Source organism: Pantoea sp. UYEF8, assembly GCF_040546285.1.
GTDB lineage: Bacteria > Pseudomonadota > Gammaproteobacteria > Enterobacterales > Enterobacteriaceae > Pantoea > Pantoea brenneri.
The window spans coordinates 557,640-574,647 of sequence record NZ_JBEPNM010000001.1 but is presented as its reverse complement, the minus strand read 5'-3'; the positions used below and the strand labels follow the sequence as shown (position 1 = coordinate 574,647).

The 17,008-nt window shown below is 56.6% G+C and carries 17 protein-coding genes; 1 reads left to right on the top strand and 16 read right to left on the bottom strand.

Going from position 1 to position 17,008, the window contains the following annotated elements:
- Window positions 1-8 precede the first annotated feature (8 nt).
- From lipA to leuS, 13 genes are all read right to left on the bottom strand, one after another.
- Window positions 9-974, bottom strand: a complete 966-nt coding sequence (gene lipA, locus ABIB18_RS02815; RefSeq protein ID WP_046288462.1) for a lipoyl synthase — start codon at window positions 972-974, stop codon at window positions 9-11.
- A 169-nt stretch (window positions 975-1,143) separates the two neighbouring features.
- Window positions 1,144-1,803 (bottom strand): lipoyl(octanoyl) transferase LipB, encoded by a 660-nt coding sequence (gene lipB / locus ABIB18_RS02810; RefSeq protein WP_031377757.1) that lies wholly within the window; start codon window positions 1,801-1,803, stop codon window positions 1,144-1,146.
- A gap of 81 nt (window positions 1,804-1,884) precedes the next feature.
- On the bottom strand, window positions 1,885-2,148 hold the full coding sequence (gene ybeD, locus ABIB18_RS02805; protein ID WP_031377758.1) for a DUF493 family protein YbeD: 264 nt from the start codon (window positions 2,146-2,148) through the stop codon (window positions 1,885-1,887).
- A 100-nt stretch (window positions 2,149-2,248) separates the two neighbouring features.
- Entirely contained in the window at window positions 2,249-3,460 is a 1,212-nt protein-coding gene (gene dacA, locus ABIB18_RS02800; protein ID WP_031377759.1) for a D-alanyl-D-alanine carboxypeptidase DacA, read from the bottom strand.
- 122 nt (window positions 3,461-3,582) lie between these two features.
- The gene (rlpA, locus tag ABIB18_RS02795; protein ID WP_046288461.1) at window positions 3,583-4,662 is read right to left on the bottom strand and encodes an endolytic peptidoglycan transglycosylase RlpA; all 1,080 of its coding nucleotides are present in this window, start codon (window positions 4,660-4,662) and stop codon (window positions 3,583-3,585) included.
- A gap of 10 nt (window positions 4,663-4,672) precedes the next feature.
- The gene (gene mrdB, locus ABIB18_RS02790) at window positions 4,673-5,785 is read right to left on the bottom strand and encodes a peptidoglycan glycosyltransferase MrdB (protein ID WP_046288546.1); all 1,113 of its coding nucleotides are present in this window, start codon (window positions 5,783-5,785) and stop codon (window positions 4,673-4,675) included.
- Between the two features lie 8 nt (window positions 5,786-5,793).
- Complete coding sequence (gene mrdA / locus ABIB18_RS02785) at window positions 5,794-7,698, bottom strand: peptidoglycan DD-transpeptidase MrdA (protein ID WP_046288460.1); 1,905 nt, start codon at window positions 7,696-7,698, stop codon at window positions 5,794-5,796.
- 34 nt (window positions 7,699-7,732) lie between these two features.
- A complete protein-coding gene (rlmH, locus tag ABIB18_RS02780) occupies window positions 7,733-8,203 on the bottom strand; it encodes a 23S rRNA (pseudouridine(1915)-N(3))-methyltransferase RlmH (protein ID WP_031377197.1) in 471 nt (156 codons plus the stop codon).
- 3 nt (window positions 8,204-8,206) lie between these two features.
- The gene (gene rsfS / locus ABIB18_RS02775; protein ID WP_031377198.1) at window positions 8,207-8,524 is read right to left on the bottom strand and encodes a ribosome silencing factor; all 318 of its coding nucleotides are present in this window, start codon (window positions 8,522-8,524) and stop codon (window positions 8,207-8,209) included.
- A gap of 92 nt (window positions 8,525-8,616) precedes the next feature.
- Entirely contained in the window at window positions 8,617-9,261 is a 645-nt protein-coding gene (gene nadD, locus ABIB18_RS02770; RefSeq protein ID WP_354473604.1) for a nicotinate-nucleotide adenylyltransferase, read from the bottom strand.
- Complete coding sequence (holA, locus tag ABIB18_RS02765; protein ID WP_031377200.1) at window positions 9,254-10,285, bottom strand: DNA polymerase III subunit delta; 1,032 nt, start codon at window positions 10,283-10,285, stop codon at window positions 9,254-9,256. Before holA ends, nadD begins: the two co-directional genes overlap by 8 nt.
- Window positions 10,282-10,881 (bottom strand): LPS assembly lipoprotein LptE, encoded by a 600-nt coding sequence (gene lptE / locus ABIB18_RS02760; protein ID WP_069728022.1) that lies wholly within the window; start codon window positions 10,879-10,881, stop codon window positions 10,282-10,284. Before lptE ends, holA begins: the two co-directional genes overlap by 4 nt.
- 14 nt (window positions 10,882-10,895) lie before the next feature.
- Window positions 10,896-13,478 carry a leucine--tRNA ligase gene (gene leuS / locus ABIB18_RS02755; RefSeq protein ID WP_279809452.1) on the bottom strand — a complete coding sequence of 861 codons (2,583 nt, stop codon included), beginning with the start codon at window positions 13,476-13,478 and terminating at the stop codon, window positions 10,896-10,898.
- A gap of 222 nt (window positions 13,479-13,700) precedes the next feature.
- On the opposite strand from leuS, the gene ABIB18_RS02750 reads away from it, so the two are divergent.
- Window positions 13,701-14,183 (top strand): zinc ribbon-containing protein, encoded by a 483-nt coding sequence (locus tag ABIB18_RS02750; protein ID WP_031377203.1) that lies wholly within the window; start codon window positions 13,701-13,703, stop codon window positions 14,181-14,183.
- 636 nt (window positions 14,184-14,819) lie between these two features.
- Here the strand turns inward: ABIB18_RS02750 and ABIB18_RS02745 are convergent.
- The 3 genes from ABIB18_RS02745 to ABIB18_RS02735 are packed head-to-tail and all read right to left on the bottom strand — an operon-like array spanning window position 14,820 to window position 16,963.
- A complete protein-coding gene (locus ABIB18_RS02745; protein WP_031374788.1) occupies window positions 14,820-15,545 on the bottom strand; it encodes an amino acid ABC transporter ATP-binding protein in 726 nt (241 codons plus the stop codon).
- Window positions 15,546-16,223 carry a glutamate/aspartate ABC transporter permease GltK gene (gene gltK, locus ABIB18_RS02740; protein WP_031374789.1) on the bottom strand — a complete coding sequence of 226 codons (678 nt, stop codon included), beginning with the start codon at window positions 16,221-16,223 and terminating at the stop codon, window positions 15,546-15,548. It lies immediately after the preceding gene.
- Complete coding sequence (locus ABIB18_RS02735; RefSeq protein ID WP_031374790.1) at window positions 16,223-16,963, bottom strand: amino acid ABC transporter permease; 741 nt, start codon at window positions 16,961-16,963, stop codon at window positions 16,223-16,225. The genes gltK and ABIB18_RS02735 overlap by 1 nt, the downstream gene beginning before the upstream one ends.
- Between the last annotated feature and the right edge of the window lie 45 nt (window positions 16,964-17,008).

Here is a 17,008-nt window from a genome sequence, read left to right as displayed (position 1 = left end):
CAGCCGGCTTATTTAACTTCGAGCCCTTTGGCCTGCATGTCCGCATGATAAGAAGAGCGGACAAACGGACCGCACGCCGCGTGGGTAAAGCCCATCGCCATGGCTTCTTCTTTCATCTCATCAAATTCCGCCGGACTGACGTAGCGCTGAACCGGCAGGTGGTGACGGCTGGGCTGCAGATACTGGCCGAGGGTCAGCATCGTGACGCCGTGACGACGCAGATCGCGCATTACTTCGACGATTTCCGCATTGGTTTCACCCAGACCTACCATCAGGCCAGATTTGGTCGGAATGTGCGGGTGCGCTTCTTTGAAACGCTCCAGCAGCTTCAGTGACCACTCGTAGTTAGCACCCGGACGAACCTGACGATAAACGCGTGGCACGTTCTCCAGGTTATGGTTAAACACATCCGGCGGGGTAGCGGTCAGAATATCCAGGGCGCGATCCATCCGGCCGCGGAAGTCAGGCACCAGAGTTTCGATTTTGATGGTCGGGTTCTTTTCACGAATCGCACTGATGCAGTCGGCAAAGTGCTGAGCACCGCCATCACGCAGATCGTCACGGTCAACCGAGGTGATCACCACATAACGCAGGCCCATGTCAGCGATGGTTTGCGCCAGCTTGCCGGGCTCATTCGCATCGGGTGCATTAGGGCGGCCATGCGCGACATCGCAGAAGGGGCAACGGCGGGTACAGATAGCGCCAAGGATCATAAAGGTGGCGGTACCGTGGTTGAAGCATTCGGCCAGGTTTGGACAGGAGGCCTCTTCACAGACCGAGTGAAGTCCATTTTTTCGCATCGCGGCTTTAATGCCCTGAATACGACTGGAGTCAGCAGGCAGCTTGATTTTCATCCATTCCGGCTTACGCAACATCTCTTGCCGTTCAACGGCCACGGTTTTCACCGGGATCAGCGCCATTTTGTCTGCGTCACGATATTTGACGCCGCGTTCCATCTGAATTGGTTTACTCATAAATCAGCAGGTTCCGGTCGGATTGCGATTTGAAAGCGTTCTCACTCAACCCGAGAAGGGTGCTTTCAACTTTATTTGAAAAAAGTGCAAAAATTATATCATCTCATCGCCCGGGAAGCAGCCACCGTTAGCGTGGATAAGTTACATATTTGTAAATTCGCATTCAGCGTTAAGGCTGAATCGGCAAATCTTCGTCTGACCATTCAACATTTTCATAACCTGTCAGGCGGGCAAACGCCGTCACCAGCGGGGCCTGCACCTGATCCAGCCGTACGTCCGGTTGAAAATGCTGCAACTGGGTCATGCTCATACCGGCATAGCCACAGGGATTAATGCGCGAAAAGGGCGCCAGGTCCATGGCGACATTCAGCGCCAGGCCGTGAAACGAGCAGCCTTTGCGGATGCGCAGCCCGAGTGAGCAGATTTTTTGCTCGCCGACATAAACGCCTGGCGCGTCGGGACGCGCGCGGGCGCTGACTCCAAAACCGGCCAGCGTGGTAATCACCGTCTCTTCCAGCGCCGTCACCAGCTGGCGTACGCCAATTTTGCGTCGCTTGATATCAATCAGCACGTACATAACCTGCTGACCCGGTCCATGATAGGTGACCTGGCCGCCGCGGTCGCTCTGCACCACCGGGATATCGCCGGGCATCAGCAGATGTTCCGCTTTTCCCGCCTGGCCCTGGGTAAAAACCGGAGGATGCTCCACCAGCCAGATCTCATCCCGGCTCAGGCTGTCGCGCTGATCGGTGTAGTGGTGCATGGCGTCGGAGACGGATTGCCAGTCGCGTAATCCTGACCGGCGGACGAGAAGGGTATCAACTGACAAAACGATGGCCCGCTTTAACAAAGTAAGCTGAGAATAACGTCGGCAAACCGTCAGGAAAGGGCGCTTCGCCGACCCGGCAAATCAGAGCACCATGCGTACGATTTCGATTTTACCCAGCTCTTCATACAGGCGTTCAACCTGCTCTATATGGGTCGCGGTAATGGTGATATTTACGGAGTGATAGTTGCCCTTGCTGCTCGGCTTAACTTCAGGACTGTAGTCGCCGGGCGCATGGCGTTGCACCACTTCAACCACTTGATCAACCAGCTCCGGTTGCGCCAGACCCATTACCTTGTAGGTAAACGGGGTAGGAAATTCGAGCAGTTCATTCAGTTTGGTTTTCATATTAACTCCGGTGCATAAAAAACAGACTCCCGCCTGAGCGGGAGCATCATAATAACCTGTAATGGGGGCGATGGGGTGACTTTTCAATCACCCGCCACGCTTAGCCGAACCAGTGATGGAACATCAGTTTGATGTAATCAACGATGCGGCTGAAGAATCCGCCTTCCTGGATCTCATTCAACACCACCAGCGGACGCTGTTCGATGGTTTTGCCATCCAGCTGGAAGTTGATGCTGCCGACCACCTGATTTTTCTTCAGCGGCGCATGCAGTTCGGTGTTGTTCAGCACATAGCTGGCTTTCAGATCCTTCATCCGGCCACGTGGAATGGTCAGGTACGCATCTTTTTCAACCCCAAGCTGAACGCGATCGTTGTCACCAAACCATACCGGCTCAGAGGCAAACTCTTTGCCCGCTTTCAGCGGTGCCACGGTTTCAAAGAAACGGAAGCCCCAGGTCAGCAGTTTTTTGCTTTCGGTCTCGCGGCCTTTGTAGGTGTGACCTCCCATTACCGCGGAGATCAGACGCATCTGGCCTTCGGTAGCCGAAGCCACCAGGTTGTAACCTGCTGCATTGGTATGGCCGGTTTTAATGCCATCCACGTTCAGGTTGGTATCCCACAGCAGACCGTTACGGTTCATCTGACGGATATTGTTGAAGGTGAACTCTTTCTCTTTATAAACGGCGTACTCTTCCGGTACGTCGCGGATCAGCGCCTGGCCAATCAGCGCCATATCGCGCGCCGAGCTGTACTGACCTTCAGCATCCAGGCCGTGTACCGTCTGGAAATGGGTGTTCTGCAGGCCAATCGCTTTAACGTAGTTGTTCATCAGGTTGACGAACGCATCCTGGCTGCCGGCGACATAGTCCGCCATGGCGACACAGGCGTCGTTACCCGATTGCAGCACAATCCCACGCGTCAGCTGCGAAACCGGAACCCGATCGCCTGGCTTGAGGAACATCAGCGATGAACCTTTAAACACCGGGTTGCCGGTAGCCCAGGCATCGGGACCGACGGTGACCAGATCGTCCTGATGGATTTTGCCGGCTTTAACCGCCTGACCAATCACGTAGCTGGTCATCATTTTGGTCAGACTGGCGGGATCGCGGCGTGCATCAGCATTTTTCTCTGCCAGCACTTTGCCCGAGTTGTAGTCGATAAGGACATACGCTTCGGCATCAATGTCCGGTACGCCCGGAATCATGGTCTTGAGATTGACGTCATCAGCAATAGCGGCATGGCTGAGAGAGAAGGCGATCAGTGATCCCACTGTCAGGCGTTTCAGCAAACGAGATGATTTCAGCGTGTTCATGTGTAGGACTACAACATCCGTGGTTTTGAGGTTAAAAAAGTCACTCATCATACTCAATGGCTGGCTTTCCGGCATCGGGCATGATGATTGGGTTGTTAGCAGACGTAACGGTAACCGTTCAATCAGCGACGCGTATTGGTAATAAATGAGGCGTTCTGGCCGTCACTGCTCAGGCGCTGTTGCAGCGCAGCCGCTTCGGCACGGGTCGGATAACCGCCGAGCTGGACACGATACACATTGCCCGCCGTTTCTACCGTGCCGGGCACGCCATAACGCTGGCTCAGGCTTTTCATCAGCTGCTGCGCGCGCGCCGGATCGTTCAGCGCGCCGACCTGCACCACATAGCCGGCAGCAGTCTGCGTCGGGCTGGCCGCAGCGGGTGCGGCGCTGGCTGGCGCTGCCGTTACGGCTGGCGCGCTGGCTGGCGGTTGATTGCTTTCCAGTACGCCGCTGGCTAACGGCTGGGGTGCGCCGAGAAAACCACTGCTCTGGACCGGCGCGCCCATGTTGTCACTGCTCTGCAAAGTGCTGTTGCTGATCGCCTCAACATTTTGTTGTGGTACCGGCTGAGAAGCGGCTGCGCTGCCGCCGCTCATCACCGAGCCGCCGCTGAGATCCGGGCGAGCCGGCAGCGAATAACTCTGTTTCGCCACTACTGTCCCGATGGTACCGGGACCTGAGAGCGTACCATCCGGCGCGACCTTAATGTAATCGACGCGAACCCGTGAATTGTTGGAAATGTTCAGGCGATCGCCGGCGGCGCGCGAAAGGTCGATGATACGGCCAGGCGTATACGGGCCACGATCGTTAACCCGCACCACAATCTGGCGGCCATTGGCGATATTGGTCACGCGCACGTAGCTCGGCAGCGGCAGAGTAGGGTGCGCGGCGGTCAGGGCGTCAGGATCGTAAGCTTCGCCGGTGGCGGTGCGGTTGCCCTGCGCTTCTTCGCCGTACCAGGTGGCGAGGCCGACTTCGCTGTAGTTCGACGGATCTTTAATGATGCGATAATTTTTGCCGTTGACGCTGTAATCCTGGCTGGTGCCGGGATTGATCGGCTCATAGCGTGGCTCAACGCCGGGTATTTCTACCACCGGACCATTATAGGCCGGTTGCGGCGGCGCGGTATTTTGGGGTTCGGGCGTGGTACAGGCCGCCAGAACCAGTGATGCCAGTGCAACGCCAAGCCATTCCTTACGCATCTGCTGCCTCTTAAACACTTTTAGATAACATTTTTCGGTGAGTATGGATCGACATCACAATGCCAAATCCCGCCATGAGCACGATAAGCGCGGAGCCGCCATAACTGACCAGCGGCAACGGCACGCCAACTACCGGTAAGATACCACTAACCATGCCAATGTTAACGAAAACATAAACGAATAAAATCAGCATTAAACCGCCCGCCATTACCCGGCCAAACGTGGTCTGGGCGCGGGCTGCCACAATCAATCCCCGCATGATCAGCAGCAGATAAAGCGCCAGCAGCACCAGTACCCCAACCAGTCCTAACTCCTCCGCCAGTACCGCGAAGATAAAGTCAGTGTGGCGTTCCGGCAAAAACTCCAGCTGTGACTGGGTGCCCTGCAGCCAGCCTTTGCCGCGTAGTCCGCCAGATCCGATGGCAATTTTTGACTGAATGATGTGGTAACCGGCACCCAGTGGATCGCTTTCCGGATCGAGCAGCATCATCACGCGGTCACGCTGATAGTCGTGCATCAGGAAGAACCACAGAATCGGGATAAACGCCGCCACCAGCAGCACCGCAACGCCAATCAGCTTCCAGCTCATACCGGACAGGAACAGCACAAACAGTCCGGAGGCGGCAATCAGAATCGAGGTACCGAGATCGGGCTGAGCCGCCACCAGCAGGGTGGGCACAAAAATCAGGATCAGTGCGATGCCGGTATTTTTCAGCGTCGGCGGACAGACATCGCGGTTGATAAAGCGTGCCACCATCAGCGGCACGGCAATTTTTGCGATCTCCGACGGCTGAAAGCGGACGATACCGAGGTCAAGCCAGCGCTGAGCACCTTTACTGATCTGCCCAAACGCATCTACCGCAATCAGCAGAATGACGCAGATGATATAGAGATAGGGCGCCCAGCCTTCGTAGACGCGCGGCGGCACCTGCGCCAGCACAATCATGATCACCAGGCCCATGGCGATCTGGCCGATTTTACGCTCCATCATGCCCGGGTCCTGGCCACTGGCGCTCCAGATCACCACGGCGCTGTAAATCAGCAGGCCGAGAATCACCAGCATAAACAGCGGATCGATATGGATGCGCATCCAGATCGATCGTTTCTGCGGACTATCGTTCATCGACATGTTTATTCACCTTCGTAGCCGGGCGGCACAGGGGCTGCGTCCGGCAGAACTGTATTGTTATCACCTAACATGATGTGATCCAGAATCTGGCGCATGACGGTACCGACAGCCGGTCCGGCGCCACCGTTTTCCAGGATAATGGTCACCGCGACCCGAGGTTTGTCATAAGGGGCAAACGCGGTCATCAGCTTATGGTCGCGTAATCGTTCGGCAATTTTATGCGCGTTATAGGTTTCATTCTCTTTCAGGCCAAACACCTGAGCCGTCCCTGATTTGGCGGCGATTTTATAAGGCGCGTCAGCAAAGCTCTTGTGCGCGGTTCCGTTAGGGCGATTTGCCACGCCATACATTCCGTCTTTGGCAATTTCCCAGTAGCCGGAATGGATGTCGCCAATCGGTGCCGCAGGCGGCTGGCGATAGGGCACCAGAGTGCGCCCTTCGCGGGTGGCGCGCAGCATATGCGGTACCCGGATGACGCCATCGTTAATCAGGATCATCATCGCTTTGTTCATCTGCAGCGGCGTCGCGGTCCAGTAACCCTGGCCGATGCCCACCGGGATGGTGTCGCCCTGATACCACGGCTTTTTAAAGCGTCTGAGCTTCCAGTCACGGGTCGGCATGTTGCCCGCGCTCTCCTGTGGCAGATCGATGCCGGTGCGACTGCCGTAACCAAACTTGTTCATCCACTCCGACAACCGGTCAATGCCCATGTCATAGGCGACCTGGTAGAAGAAGGTATCGGCGGACTCTTCCAGCGCTTTGGTGACGTTCAGGCGGCCGTGGCCCCATTTTTTCCAGTCGCGAAAGCGCTTCTCAGAGCCGGGCAGCTGCCACCAGCCTGGATCGAACAGGCTGGTATTGCGGTTGATCACGCCGGCACTCAGGGCTGAGACCGCGACGTACGGTTTGACCGTTGAGGCCGGTGGATAAGCGGCCTGGATGGCGCGATTATACAGCGGACGGTTTTCATCGTTGAGCAGGCCGCGATAATCCTTACTGGAGATACCGTCGACAAACAGATTCGGGTCGTAGCTCGGCGTTGAAACCATCGCCAGAATTTCGCCGGTACGCGGATCGCTGACCACCACCGCGGCGCGACTGCCGGTCAGCAGCGTTTCGATATACTGTTGCAGCTTAAGATCGATGGTCAGATAGATATCACGGCCAGCCTGCGGTGACTCTTCATGCAGCTGACGGATCACCCGGCCGCGGTTGTTCACTTCAACCTCTTCAAAGCCGGTTTTGCCATGCAGCAGATCTTCGTAATAGGCTTCAATGCCGAGCTTACCAATATCGTGGGTCGCGGCGTAGTTAGGCCATTTTCCCTCTTTATCGAGGCGAGCAACGTCACGATCGTTAATTTTGGACACGTAACCGACTACGTGCGTCAGGGTCTGACCAAACGGATAGTAACGGCGCTGATACCCTTTGACTTCCACGCCGGGGAAGCGGTACTGATTCACCGCAAAGCGCGCGACCTGCACCTCATTCAGGCCGGTTTTTACCGGAATAGAGGTAAAGCGGCGCGAGCGTTTACGCTCTTTTTGAAAGTTTTCGAGGTCGTCGTCGGTCAGTTCGAGAATCGGACGCAGGTTATCCAGCGTCTGTTGCAGATTATCAACTTTTTCCGGCACCAGTTCGGCCTGATAGATGGTGCGGTTGAGGGCCAGCGGCGTGCCGGTGCGGTCATAGATGATGCCCCGGCTGGGCGCGACCGGAACCAGCTTAATGCGGTTTTCGTTTGAGCGGGTGCTGTAATCGTCGAAGCGTAAAATTTGCAGGTGGTAAAGGTTAACCACCAGCACCGAGGAGAGCAGTAAGATACCGACGAAAGCGATAAACGCCCGACGGACAAAGAGTTTTTGTTCGGCGCTGTAATCGCGAAAGGCGTTGCTTTGTAATTTCATCCGCTACTTGTCATGTCTGATGTGGGCTGATCGGTCATTCACGATGATAAGGATGATTTGTCGTTATGCTCCATGCACGATACAGGCTTTCGGCCACCAGCACGCGCACCAGCGGATGGGGCAACGTCAATGCTGACAGTGACCAGCTCTGTTCTGCCGCCGCTTTACAGGCCGGCGCCAGCCCTTCAGGACCGCCAATCAACAGGCTGACATCGCGACCATCCAGCTTCCAGCGCTCAAGCTGCTGCGCCAGCTGTGGGGTTTCCCACGGATGGCCGGGAATATCCAGCGTGACGATGCGATTGCCTTTGCCGACCGCCGCTAACATCGCCTCACCCTCTTTTTCAAGGATGCGTTTGATATCAGCATTTTTGCCGCGTTTACCCGCGGTCACTTCGGTCAGCTCCAGCGGCATATCTTTCGGGAAGCGGCGCAGATATTCCATGAAACCGGTCTGCACCCAGTCAGGCATTTTGGTGCCGACGGCAACAAGTTGCAGTTTCACCGGTTAGCCCCAGAGTTTTTCCAGCTCGTACAGCTGGCGACTCTCTTCCTGCATCACATGCACGATGACATCACCGAGATCGACAACCACCCAATCTGCTGCGCTCTTGCCTTCAATGCCTAACGGCATCAGGCCGGCCGCACGGGACTCCTGCTCAACGTGCTCGGCGATCGAGGTGACGTGACGCGTGGAGGTGCCGGTGCAGATGATCATGAAATCGGTGATGCTGGATTTGCCCTGAACGTCGATGGTGACAATGTCCTGGCCTTTGAGATCATCAATCTTATCAATAACGAACTCTTGGAGTGCTTTACCTTGCAAAAGGTTCCCCTCTAAAACTGGTGGTGACGAGCCGGCTGTAAGCCCGGATTATGCAGCCAAAAAATTAAGCGGCGCAGTATAGCATGCCCGGATCAGTCGCGATATAAGCCTGCGCGGTCGATATAATCGATAACCGCAGCGGGCAGCAGGGCGTCGCAGGACTGGTTGTTATGGCGACGGCGACGGATCTCGGTAGCGGAGATGTCATACAGCGGCGTTTCTGCCAGCCAGATATGGCCAGCAGGCTGAAGATGAAGCTGTTTTACGTCATGCGCAAGATGCTGATCGAGCCAGCGCTGCATTTCGGGCGACGACATCCGGGTCGGATAGCCCGGCCGCTGACACACCAGCAGGTGGCAGAGTGACAGCAGATCCTGCCAGCGATGCCACTTTGGCAGGTTCAGCAGCGAATCCTGACCGATGATGAAGCCCAGCGGTTGCTGAGCGCCGCGTTCGGCACGCAGATTTTCCAGCGTGGTCACGGTCCAGGAAGGCGTGTCGCGTTCCAGTTCACGGGTATCAATGTCAAACAGCGGCAATCCGGCGATGGCGCAGTGCAGCATCGCCACCCGCTGGGTCGCGCTGGCTTCCGGCTGAGGACGGTGCGGCGGCACATTGTTCGGCAGCAGGGTGACTTTTTTCAGCCCGGTCTGCTGCGCCAGCGCTTCAACCGGACGCAGATGCCCGAAATGGATCGGATCGAAAGTGCCGCCAAACAGCGCGTGTAACTCAGACATGAGCGAAACTCGCGGGAAACGCGCGGCTGCTGAGCAGCAGCGTCAGGGTTTGCAACTGCGGCCATACCGGCTGGCCATAATCCTGCTTCAGGGTGATCTCAATCTGGCTCAGCAGATGGATTGCCCGCTGCAAACGCGCCGCATCCAGCCGTTGTAACGCATCGGTAAACAGGGCGCGACGGTTCTGCCAGATGCGCTGTTGATCCATCAGATTACGCAGCGGCTGTTGCGCCTGGTGACGTTGCAGATGCAGCAGCGTCAGCAGATCGCGTTGCAGGGTACGCAGCAGGATCACCACTTCGCTCTCTTCCCGCTCCAGCTGATGCAGGATATGCAGAGCGCGGCGGCTTTTGCCCGCCAGCACCGCGTCGACCCAGTGGAAAGGGGTGAAGTGCGCCGCATCGCTGACCGCTTCTTCAACCCGCGGCAGCGTCAGTTTGCCGTCGGGCCACTGCAGCGACAGTCGCTCCAGCGCCTGCGCCAGCGCCAGCAGGTTGCCCTCATAGCAGTAGCACAATAGCTGCACCGCCGCGTCATCAACCGCCAGCTTCAGCGCTTTGGCGCGGTTCGCTACCCAGCGCGGCAGCTGCGCCTGCTCTGGAGTCTGACAGGGCACTAATACGGCGGAGGCCGAAAGCGCTTTAAACCAGGCGCTGTTTTCCTGCGCTTTGGTCAGCTTCGGCATCCGGCAAATCAGCAGAATATCCGCATGCAGCAGTTGCGACAGCTTAACCAGCTGCTCAGCCATCGCGGCATTCGGACCATTGTCGGGGAAGTGCAGGGTGAGCGTCTGACGCTGGGCAAACAGGCTCAGCGACTGACAGCTGACAAACAGGCTTTCCCAGTCGGTCTGGGCATCGAGGGTGACGCTGAAGTGTTCTTCGAATCCCTGAGTTGTCGCTGCCGCGCGGATCGCGTCTGCGCTCTCCTGCAGCAGCAGGGGTTCGTTACCGGCCAACAAATAACAGGCGCGCAGCCCCTCACGGAGCTGCGCGCTGAGTTGCTCAGGATAAATCCTGATCATTGCAGACTGGTGGCAGAGGAAGAAGGGACTTCCTCTGAGTCCTGACCCGGCACCGGAATCGCTGACTGGCGCAGGGTATCTTTATTGTTGAGCTGTGCCGCATGGACCGTCAGCAGTTTACGCACCAGCTGCTCGGCAGCACGCTGGCGCATCTCCTGCACAATCATGTCCTGCTCAGCATCTTTCGCCAGCGCCGCATTCGGGTTATCGAAGAACGAACGATAAACCGTGGTGCTGATCGGATAGATGCCTTTGCCCGGCAGCAGCACCTGGGCGGTCAGGGTCATTACCAGCTGGTACTCAGCGGTTCCGCCATTGATAAAGACCGATGCGGTATCGCGGCCCTGCAATTCGCTACCCAGACGCAGCGTCGGGATATCGGTGCGGTTCTGCTTGCTGTCCTCAACAATACGCACATTGTTGATACGCAGCTGCTGCCGCACGGTACGCGCCAGTGGACCGTAAGGATCGCCGGTTGAAACAATCAGGGTTTTCAGTTCACTCGGCACCTGAGTGGTGCCGCGCGGATGAAAACCACAGCCAGCGGTGATCACCACCGCCAGCATGACAAACAGCCTGATAATCGGATGTCGCACAGTTCCTCCTGAACTTAACCTACGACCAGGTTAAGCAGTTTGCCCGGTACATAAATGACTTTACGAATCGTCACGCCGTCCAGGTACTTCGCCACCAGATGCTCCTGGGCGGCGCGTGCCTGAACCTGTTCCTGCGTGGCATCGGCCGGTACGGTAATTTTACCGCGTACTTTACCGTTTACCTGCACCACCACCAGCAGTGAATCTTCCACCATTGCGGCTTCATCAGCAACCGGCCAGCTGGCTTCATCAATCGTCCCTTCGCCGCCCAGCGTCTGCCACAGAACATAGCTGGCATGCGGAGTGAACGGATAGAGCAGACGGACAATCGCCAGCAGCGCTTCCTGCATCAGTGCGCGATCCTGCTCGCTTTCCTGCGGCGCACGTGCCAGCTTGTTCATCAGTTCCATAATTGCGGCGATGGCGGTGTTGAAGGTCTGACGACGGCCAATGTCATCCGCCACTTTGGCGATGGTTTTGTGCAGATCGCGACGCAGTGACTTCTGCTCATCATTAAGGCTGGCGACATCAAGCGCTACGGTTGTGCCTTTCTGGGTGTGGTCGAAGACCAGCTTCCAGACGCGTTTCAGGAAGCGGTTAGCGCCTTCCACGCCCGATTCCTGCCACTCCAGCGTCATATCGGCCGGGGAAGCAAACATCATGAACAGACGCACGGTATCCGCGCCGTAACGCTCGACCATCAGCTGAGGATCGATGCCGTTGTTCTTCGACTTCGACATTTTGCTCATGCCAGCGTAGATCACTTCGCGGCCCTGGGTGTCAACCGCCTTGACGATGCGGCCTTTCTCATCGCGTTCCACGTTCACGTCGACCGGCGATACCCAGTTACGCTCACCGTTAGCACCGAGGTAATAGAAGGCGTCTGCCAGTACCATCCCCTGACACAGCAGGCGCTTAGCCGGTTCATTAGAGTTAACCAGACCGGCGTCACGCAGCAGCTTGTGGAAGAAGCGGAAATACATCAGGTGCATGATGGCGTGTTCAATACCGCCCACATACTGATCGACCGGCAGCCAGTAGTTCGCCGCCGCCGGATCCAGCATGCCTTCCTTGTAGCTGGCGCAGGTGTAGCGCGCGTAGTACCAGGAAGACTCCATAAAGGTGTCGAAGGTGTCGGTTTCACGCAGCGCTGGCTGACCGTTGACGGTAGTTTTTGCCCACTCCGGGTCGGCTTTAATCGGGCTGGTAATGCCGTCCATCACCACATCTTCCGGCAGGATCACCGGCAGCTGATCTTCTGGTGCTGGCATAACCGTGCCATCTTCCAGCGTGACCATCGGGATTGGCGCACCCCAGTAACGCTGACGTGAAACACCCCAGTCGCGCAGGCGGTAGTTCACTTTACGCACACCCACGCCTTTGGCGGCCAGCGCGTCAGCAATCGCATTGAAGCCTGCGGCGTGATCCAGACCGTTAAACTCACCTGAGTTAAACAGCGCGCCTTTCTCGGTCATCGCCGCGGCGCTGACGTCTGGCTCGCTGCCGTCAAGGTTCAGCACCACCGGCTTAATCGGCAGATCGTATTTGGTGGCAAATTCCCAGTCACGCTGATCGTGTGCCGGAACCGCCATCACCGCACCGGTGCCATATTCCATCAGCACGAAGTTAGCGACCCACACCGGGATTGGCTCGCCGGTCAGCGGATGGATAGCGGACAGGCCGGTGGCCATGCCTTTTTTCTCCATGGTCGCCATTTCCGCTTCGGCCACTTTGGTGTTGCGGCATTCAGCGATAAAGTCAGCCAGCGCCGGATTATTCACCGACGCCTGAGTGGCCAGCGGATGACCAGCAGCGACCGCGACATAGGTCGCGCCGATAAAGGTGTCCGGACGGGTGGTGTAGACGGTAACTTTCTCTTCGCTGTCCGCGACGTCAAAAGTGATCTCAACCCCTTCAGAGCGGCCAATCCAGTTACGCTGCATGGTCTTGACCTGCTCAGGCCACTCTTCCAGCGTATCGAGATCGTTCAGTAACTCTTCCGCGTAATCGGTGATTTTAATGAACCACTGCGGGATCTCTTTGCGTTCAACTTTGGTATCGCAGCGCCAGCAGCAGCCGTCAATCACCTGCTCGTTAGCCAGTACTGTCTGATCGTTCGGGCACCAGTTAACCGCTGAGGTTTTCTTATACACCAGACCTTTTTCATACAGTTTGGTGAAGAACCACTGTTCCCAGCGATAATATTCCGGCTGACAGGTCGCCAGTTCACGGCTCCAGTCATAACCAAAACCCAGCAGCTTAAGCTGGTTTTTCATGTAGGCGATGTTGTCGTAGGTCCAGGGCGCCGGTGCGGTATTGTTTTTGACCGCCGCGCCTTCCGCAGGCAGACCGAAAGCATCCCAGCCAATCGGCTGTAGCACGTTTTTGCCGAGCATACGCTGATAACGCGCGATTACGTCGCCGATGGTGTAGTTACGAACGTGGCCCATATGCAGGCGGCCAGAAGGATAGGGCAACATGGAGAGGCAATAGTATTTTTCTTTACCTTCCTGCTCAGTCACTTTAAACGTTTCGTTTTCATCCCAGTGCTGCTGCACGCGGGATTCAATCTCTTCCGGGCGGTATTGCTCTTGCATGGCTGCCTGTGGTCCTTAATGAATAACACTTTGCTGACGTTAAGATCCGCATAGCATACCCATAAGGCCGCGCATCAACAACATTTCCCACTTTCGCTGGCGCGATTTGTGTCGAAAGCGTCAAAGCCTTCACCCTTTTGTAATTCAACTGACAGACGACACGGCAAACACCACAAAGCGACTAAACTTAATCCAGCGATGACCTACATAAAGGAGAACAAAATGAATAAAGTGGCTCAGGAATATCGCGAGTCGTTAGCGGTGCTGACCGAGCGTCTGCGTCAGGGCGATCGGAATATTGATAGCCTGATTAGCGAGCGACGCAGCCAGCTGCTGGCACGTCCGGATCTGACGCCTGTTGAGGTCGATCAGGCGCTCAGCTCGGTGCGCCGCGATTTAGAAGAGTTTGCACGCAGCTATACCGATGTTGAAGAGCCGCTGGCCGATTCGCTGTTTATGCGCATCATCCGTGAAAGCGTCTGGAAAGAGCTGGCGGATATCACCGATAAAAGCCAGCTTGAGTGGCGTGAGGTGTTTCAGGATCTGCATCACCATGGCGTCTATCAGAGCGGCGAAGTGGTGGGGCTGGGTAATCTGGTGTGTGAGAAATGCCAGTTCACCCGGGCGATCTACACGCCGGAAACGCTGTCACGCTGCCCGGAGTGTGGTCACGATCAGTTCCAGCGTCAGCCTTTCGAACCCTGAAAATCTGGCGGGCACCGGGCCTGATGCTGGGCAGTTAAGCGATGGGTGATAACGCAGTCTGGTGCCGCTCAGGGGCTGGCGGTTCTCGCGCCGCTGCGCGGTTCCTTCACTTCATTCCTCTGCCTGACGGACCGCCGGGGATGGCACATCCTGTGGTGCCCCGCCTTTCGCCCGCGTCCTGCGGGCTCTCCTGGCAGACTCATTCTGCTCAGCGCTGCGGATTGCCTGTCCCTGATCGACCCCTGCCTGCTCTGAAACTTCAGTGTGTATGGTTAAAAAGGGCAAAATAGTGGAGGCCTGAGCGCCTCTGCTGCTGAAAGGGCTATCCGCAGCGCTGAGGCGTGACGTTGGGCCAGAACTCCACGCCGGGAAGCGTGGAGAGTTCGGGGCCGGCCAGGGAGGGCCGATCCGCGAACGGTTCGTCGGCATGACGTCAAAGCCGAAGGCACTGCGTCAGCGGCGGGAGGAGGGCCCGGCAGCAGCAGAGGTGCTCAGGCCCACACCCCGGCCCGCTCGCGCAGTAAAAAAAGGCTGCCACGTTTGACCGTGGCAGCCTTTGCAAATTTAACTTTAACTGGCCAGCATCAGGGCAACCGGGCCCGCCTTTCTCTGGTGCAAAAGATCCCGTTCAGAAAATCAGTGCAGAATTTTTGCGAGGAAGTCTTTGGCGCGGTCAGATTGCGGGTTATTAAAGAAGTCATCTTTGTTGGTGTCTTCGATAATTTTGCCTTCATCCATGAAGATCACGCGATTGGCGACTTTACGGGCGAAGCCCATTTCATGCGTCACCACCATCATCGTCATCCCTTCATGCGCCAGTTCAACCATCACATCCAGCACTTCGTTAATCATCTCGGGATCAAGCGCGGAGGTCGGTTCATCAAACAGCATCGCAATCGGGTCCATGCAGAGCGCGCGGGCAATCGCCACACGCTGCTGCTGGCCGCCCGACAGCTGACCGGGAAACTTATCGGCATGCGCCGATAACCCCACCCGATTGAGCAGCTTCAGCCCTTTATCCCGCGCCGCGGCTTTATCGCGCTTCAGCACTTTCACCTGCGCCAGCACCAGATTATTGATAATGCTGAGGTGCGGGAACAGTTCGAAGTGCTGGAACACCATGCCGACCTTGCTGCGTAGCTGGGCGAGATTGGTTTTTTTGTTGTTCACTTCGGTGCCGTTCACCGTGATAACCCCTTGCTGAATCGGCTCCAGGCCGTTCACTGTTTTAATCAGGGTCGATTTACCGGAGCCGGACGGTCCGCATACCACCACCACTTCACCTTTTTTAACCTCGGTAGAGCAGTCGGTCAGCACCTGAAAGTGACCATACCACTTAGAAACGTTTTTCAGGCTAATCATTTAAACCGTCCTTTTTCTTTTTAGATAACTGACCAGCAGTGACGCGCTCAGGCTGATAACGAAGTAGACCAGACCGGCAAACAGAACCATTTCAACCTGGGTACCGTCGCGTTCACCAATTGTGGACGCTGTCCGGAAGAAGTCCGCCAGGCTTAAGACATAGACCAGCGAGGTATCCTGAAACAGTACGATCCCCTGAGTCAGCAGCAGTGGCACCATGGCACGAAACGCCTGCGGCAGGATGATCAGTTTCATCGACTGCCACTGGGTCATGCCCAGCGCCAGAGCCGCGTTACCCTGACCGCGCGAAATACTGATGATGCCGGCGCGAATAATTTCGGAGTAATAGGCCGCTTCAAACAGTGAGAAGGCCACCATGGCGGAGATCAGGCGGATATCAGTTTTCGGCGATAATCCCAGCACCTGCTGCAGAAAACTCGGCACCACCAGATAGAACCACAGCAGCACCATCACCAGCGGCACCGAGCGGAACAGGTTAACGTACAGTCTGGCGAACCAGCTGACTGGCTTGAGGGTCGACAGGCGCATCACCGCCAGCAGCGTGCCCCAGATAATCCCGAATACCACTGCGGTAATGGTGATCTTGAAGGTGATCACCAGGCCGTTAAGCAGATAGGGCAGGCTGGGAGTAATTGAACTCCAGTCAAACTCGTACATTACTTGCCTCCCCCGTTGCCAGGCAGACGCACTTTGCGTTCCACCAGGCTCATTAACAACATGATCACCAGGTTAATCGCGATGTAGGCCAGCGTAATGGCGGTGAACGATTCATAGGCGTGTGCGGAGTAGTCCAGCAGTTTGCCCGCCTGCGCCGCCATATCGACCAGCCCGATGGTCGAAGCGATGGCGGAGTTCTTGACCAGGTTGAGCATCTCTGAGGTCATTGGCGGCACAATCACCCGATAGGCGTTTGGCAGCAGCACATAGCGGTAGGTCTGTGGCAGGGTTAAACCCATCGCCAGACCGGCATTCTTCTGACCGCGCGGCAGTGACTGAATGGCGGCACGCACCTGCTCGCAGACGCGGGCGGCGGTAAACAGACCAAGGCAGATCATTGATGAGATGAAGAACTGAATGTTGGGGTCCAGCTCAGATTTAAACCACATGCCCAGCTTTTCGCCTACCAGTTCCGGGGCCACCAGATACCAGAAGAAGAACTGCACAATCAGTGGAATGTTGCGAAACAGTTCGACATAGCAGGTGCCAATGGTCGCCAGCAGGCGATTAGGCACGGTACGCAGAATGCCAAAAAGTGAACCTACGCAGAAGGCAATAATCCAGGCGCAACAGGAGACGGCAATCGTCACCTGAAAACCGGACCACAGCCAGCCGAGATAGGTCGTGTTACCGAACGGGGCCTGTTCGAGAAATATGCCCCAGTTCCAATCGATACCCATAACGAGCTCCGGTAAAAAAGGGTAGCTAAGCTACCCTGAAGATTG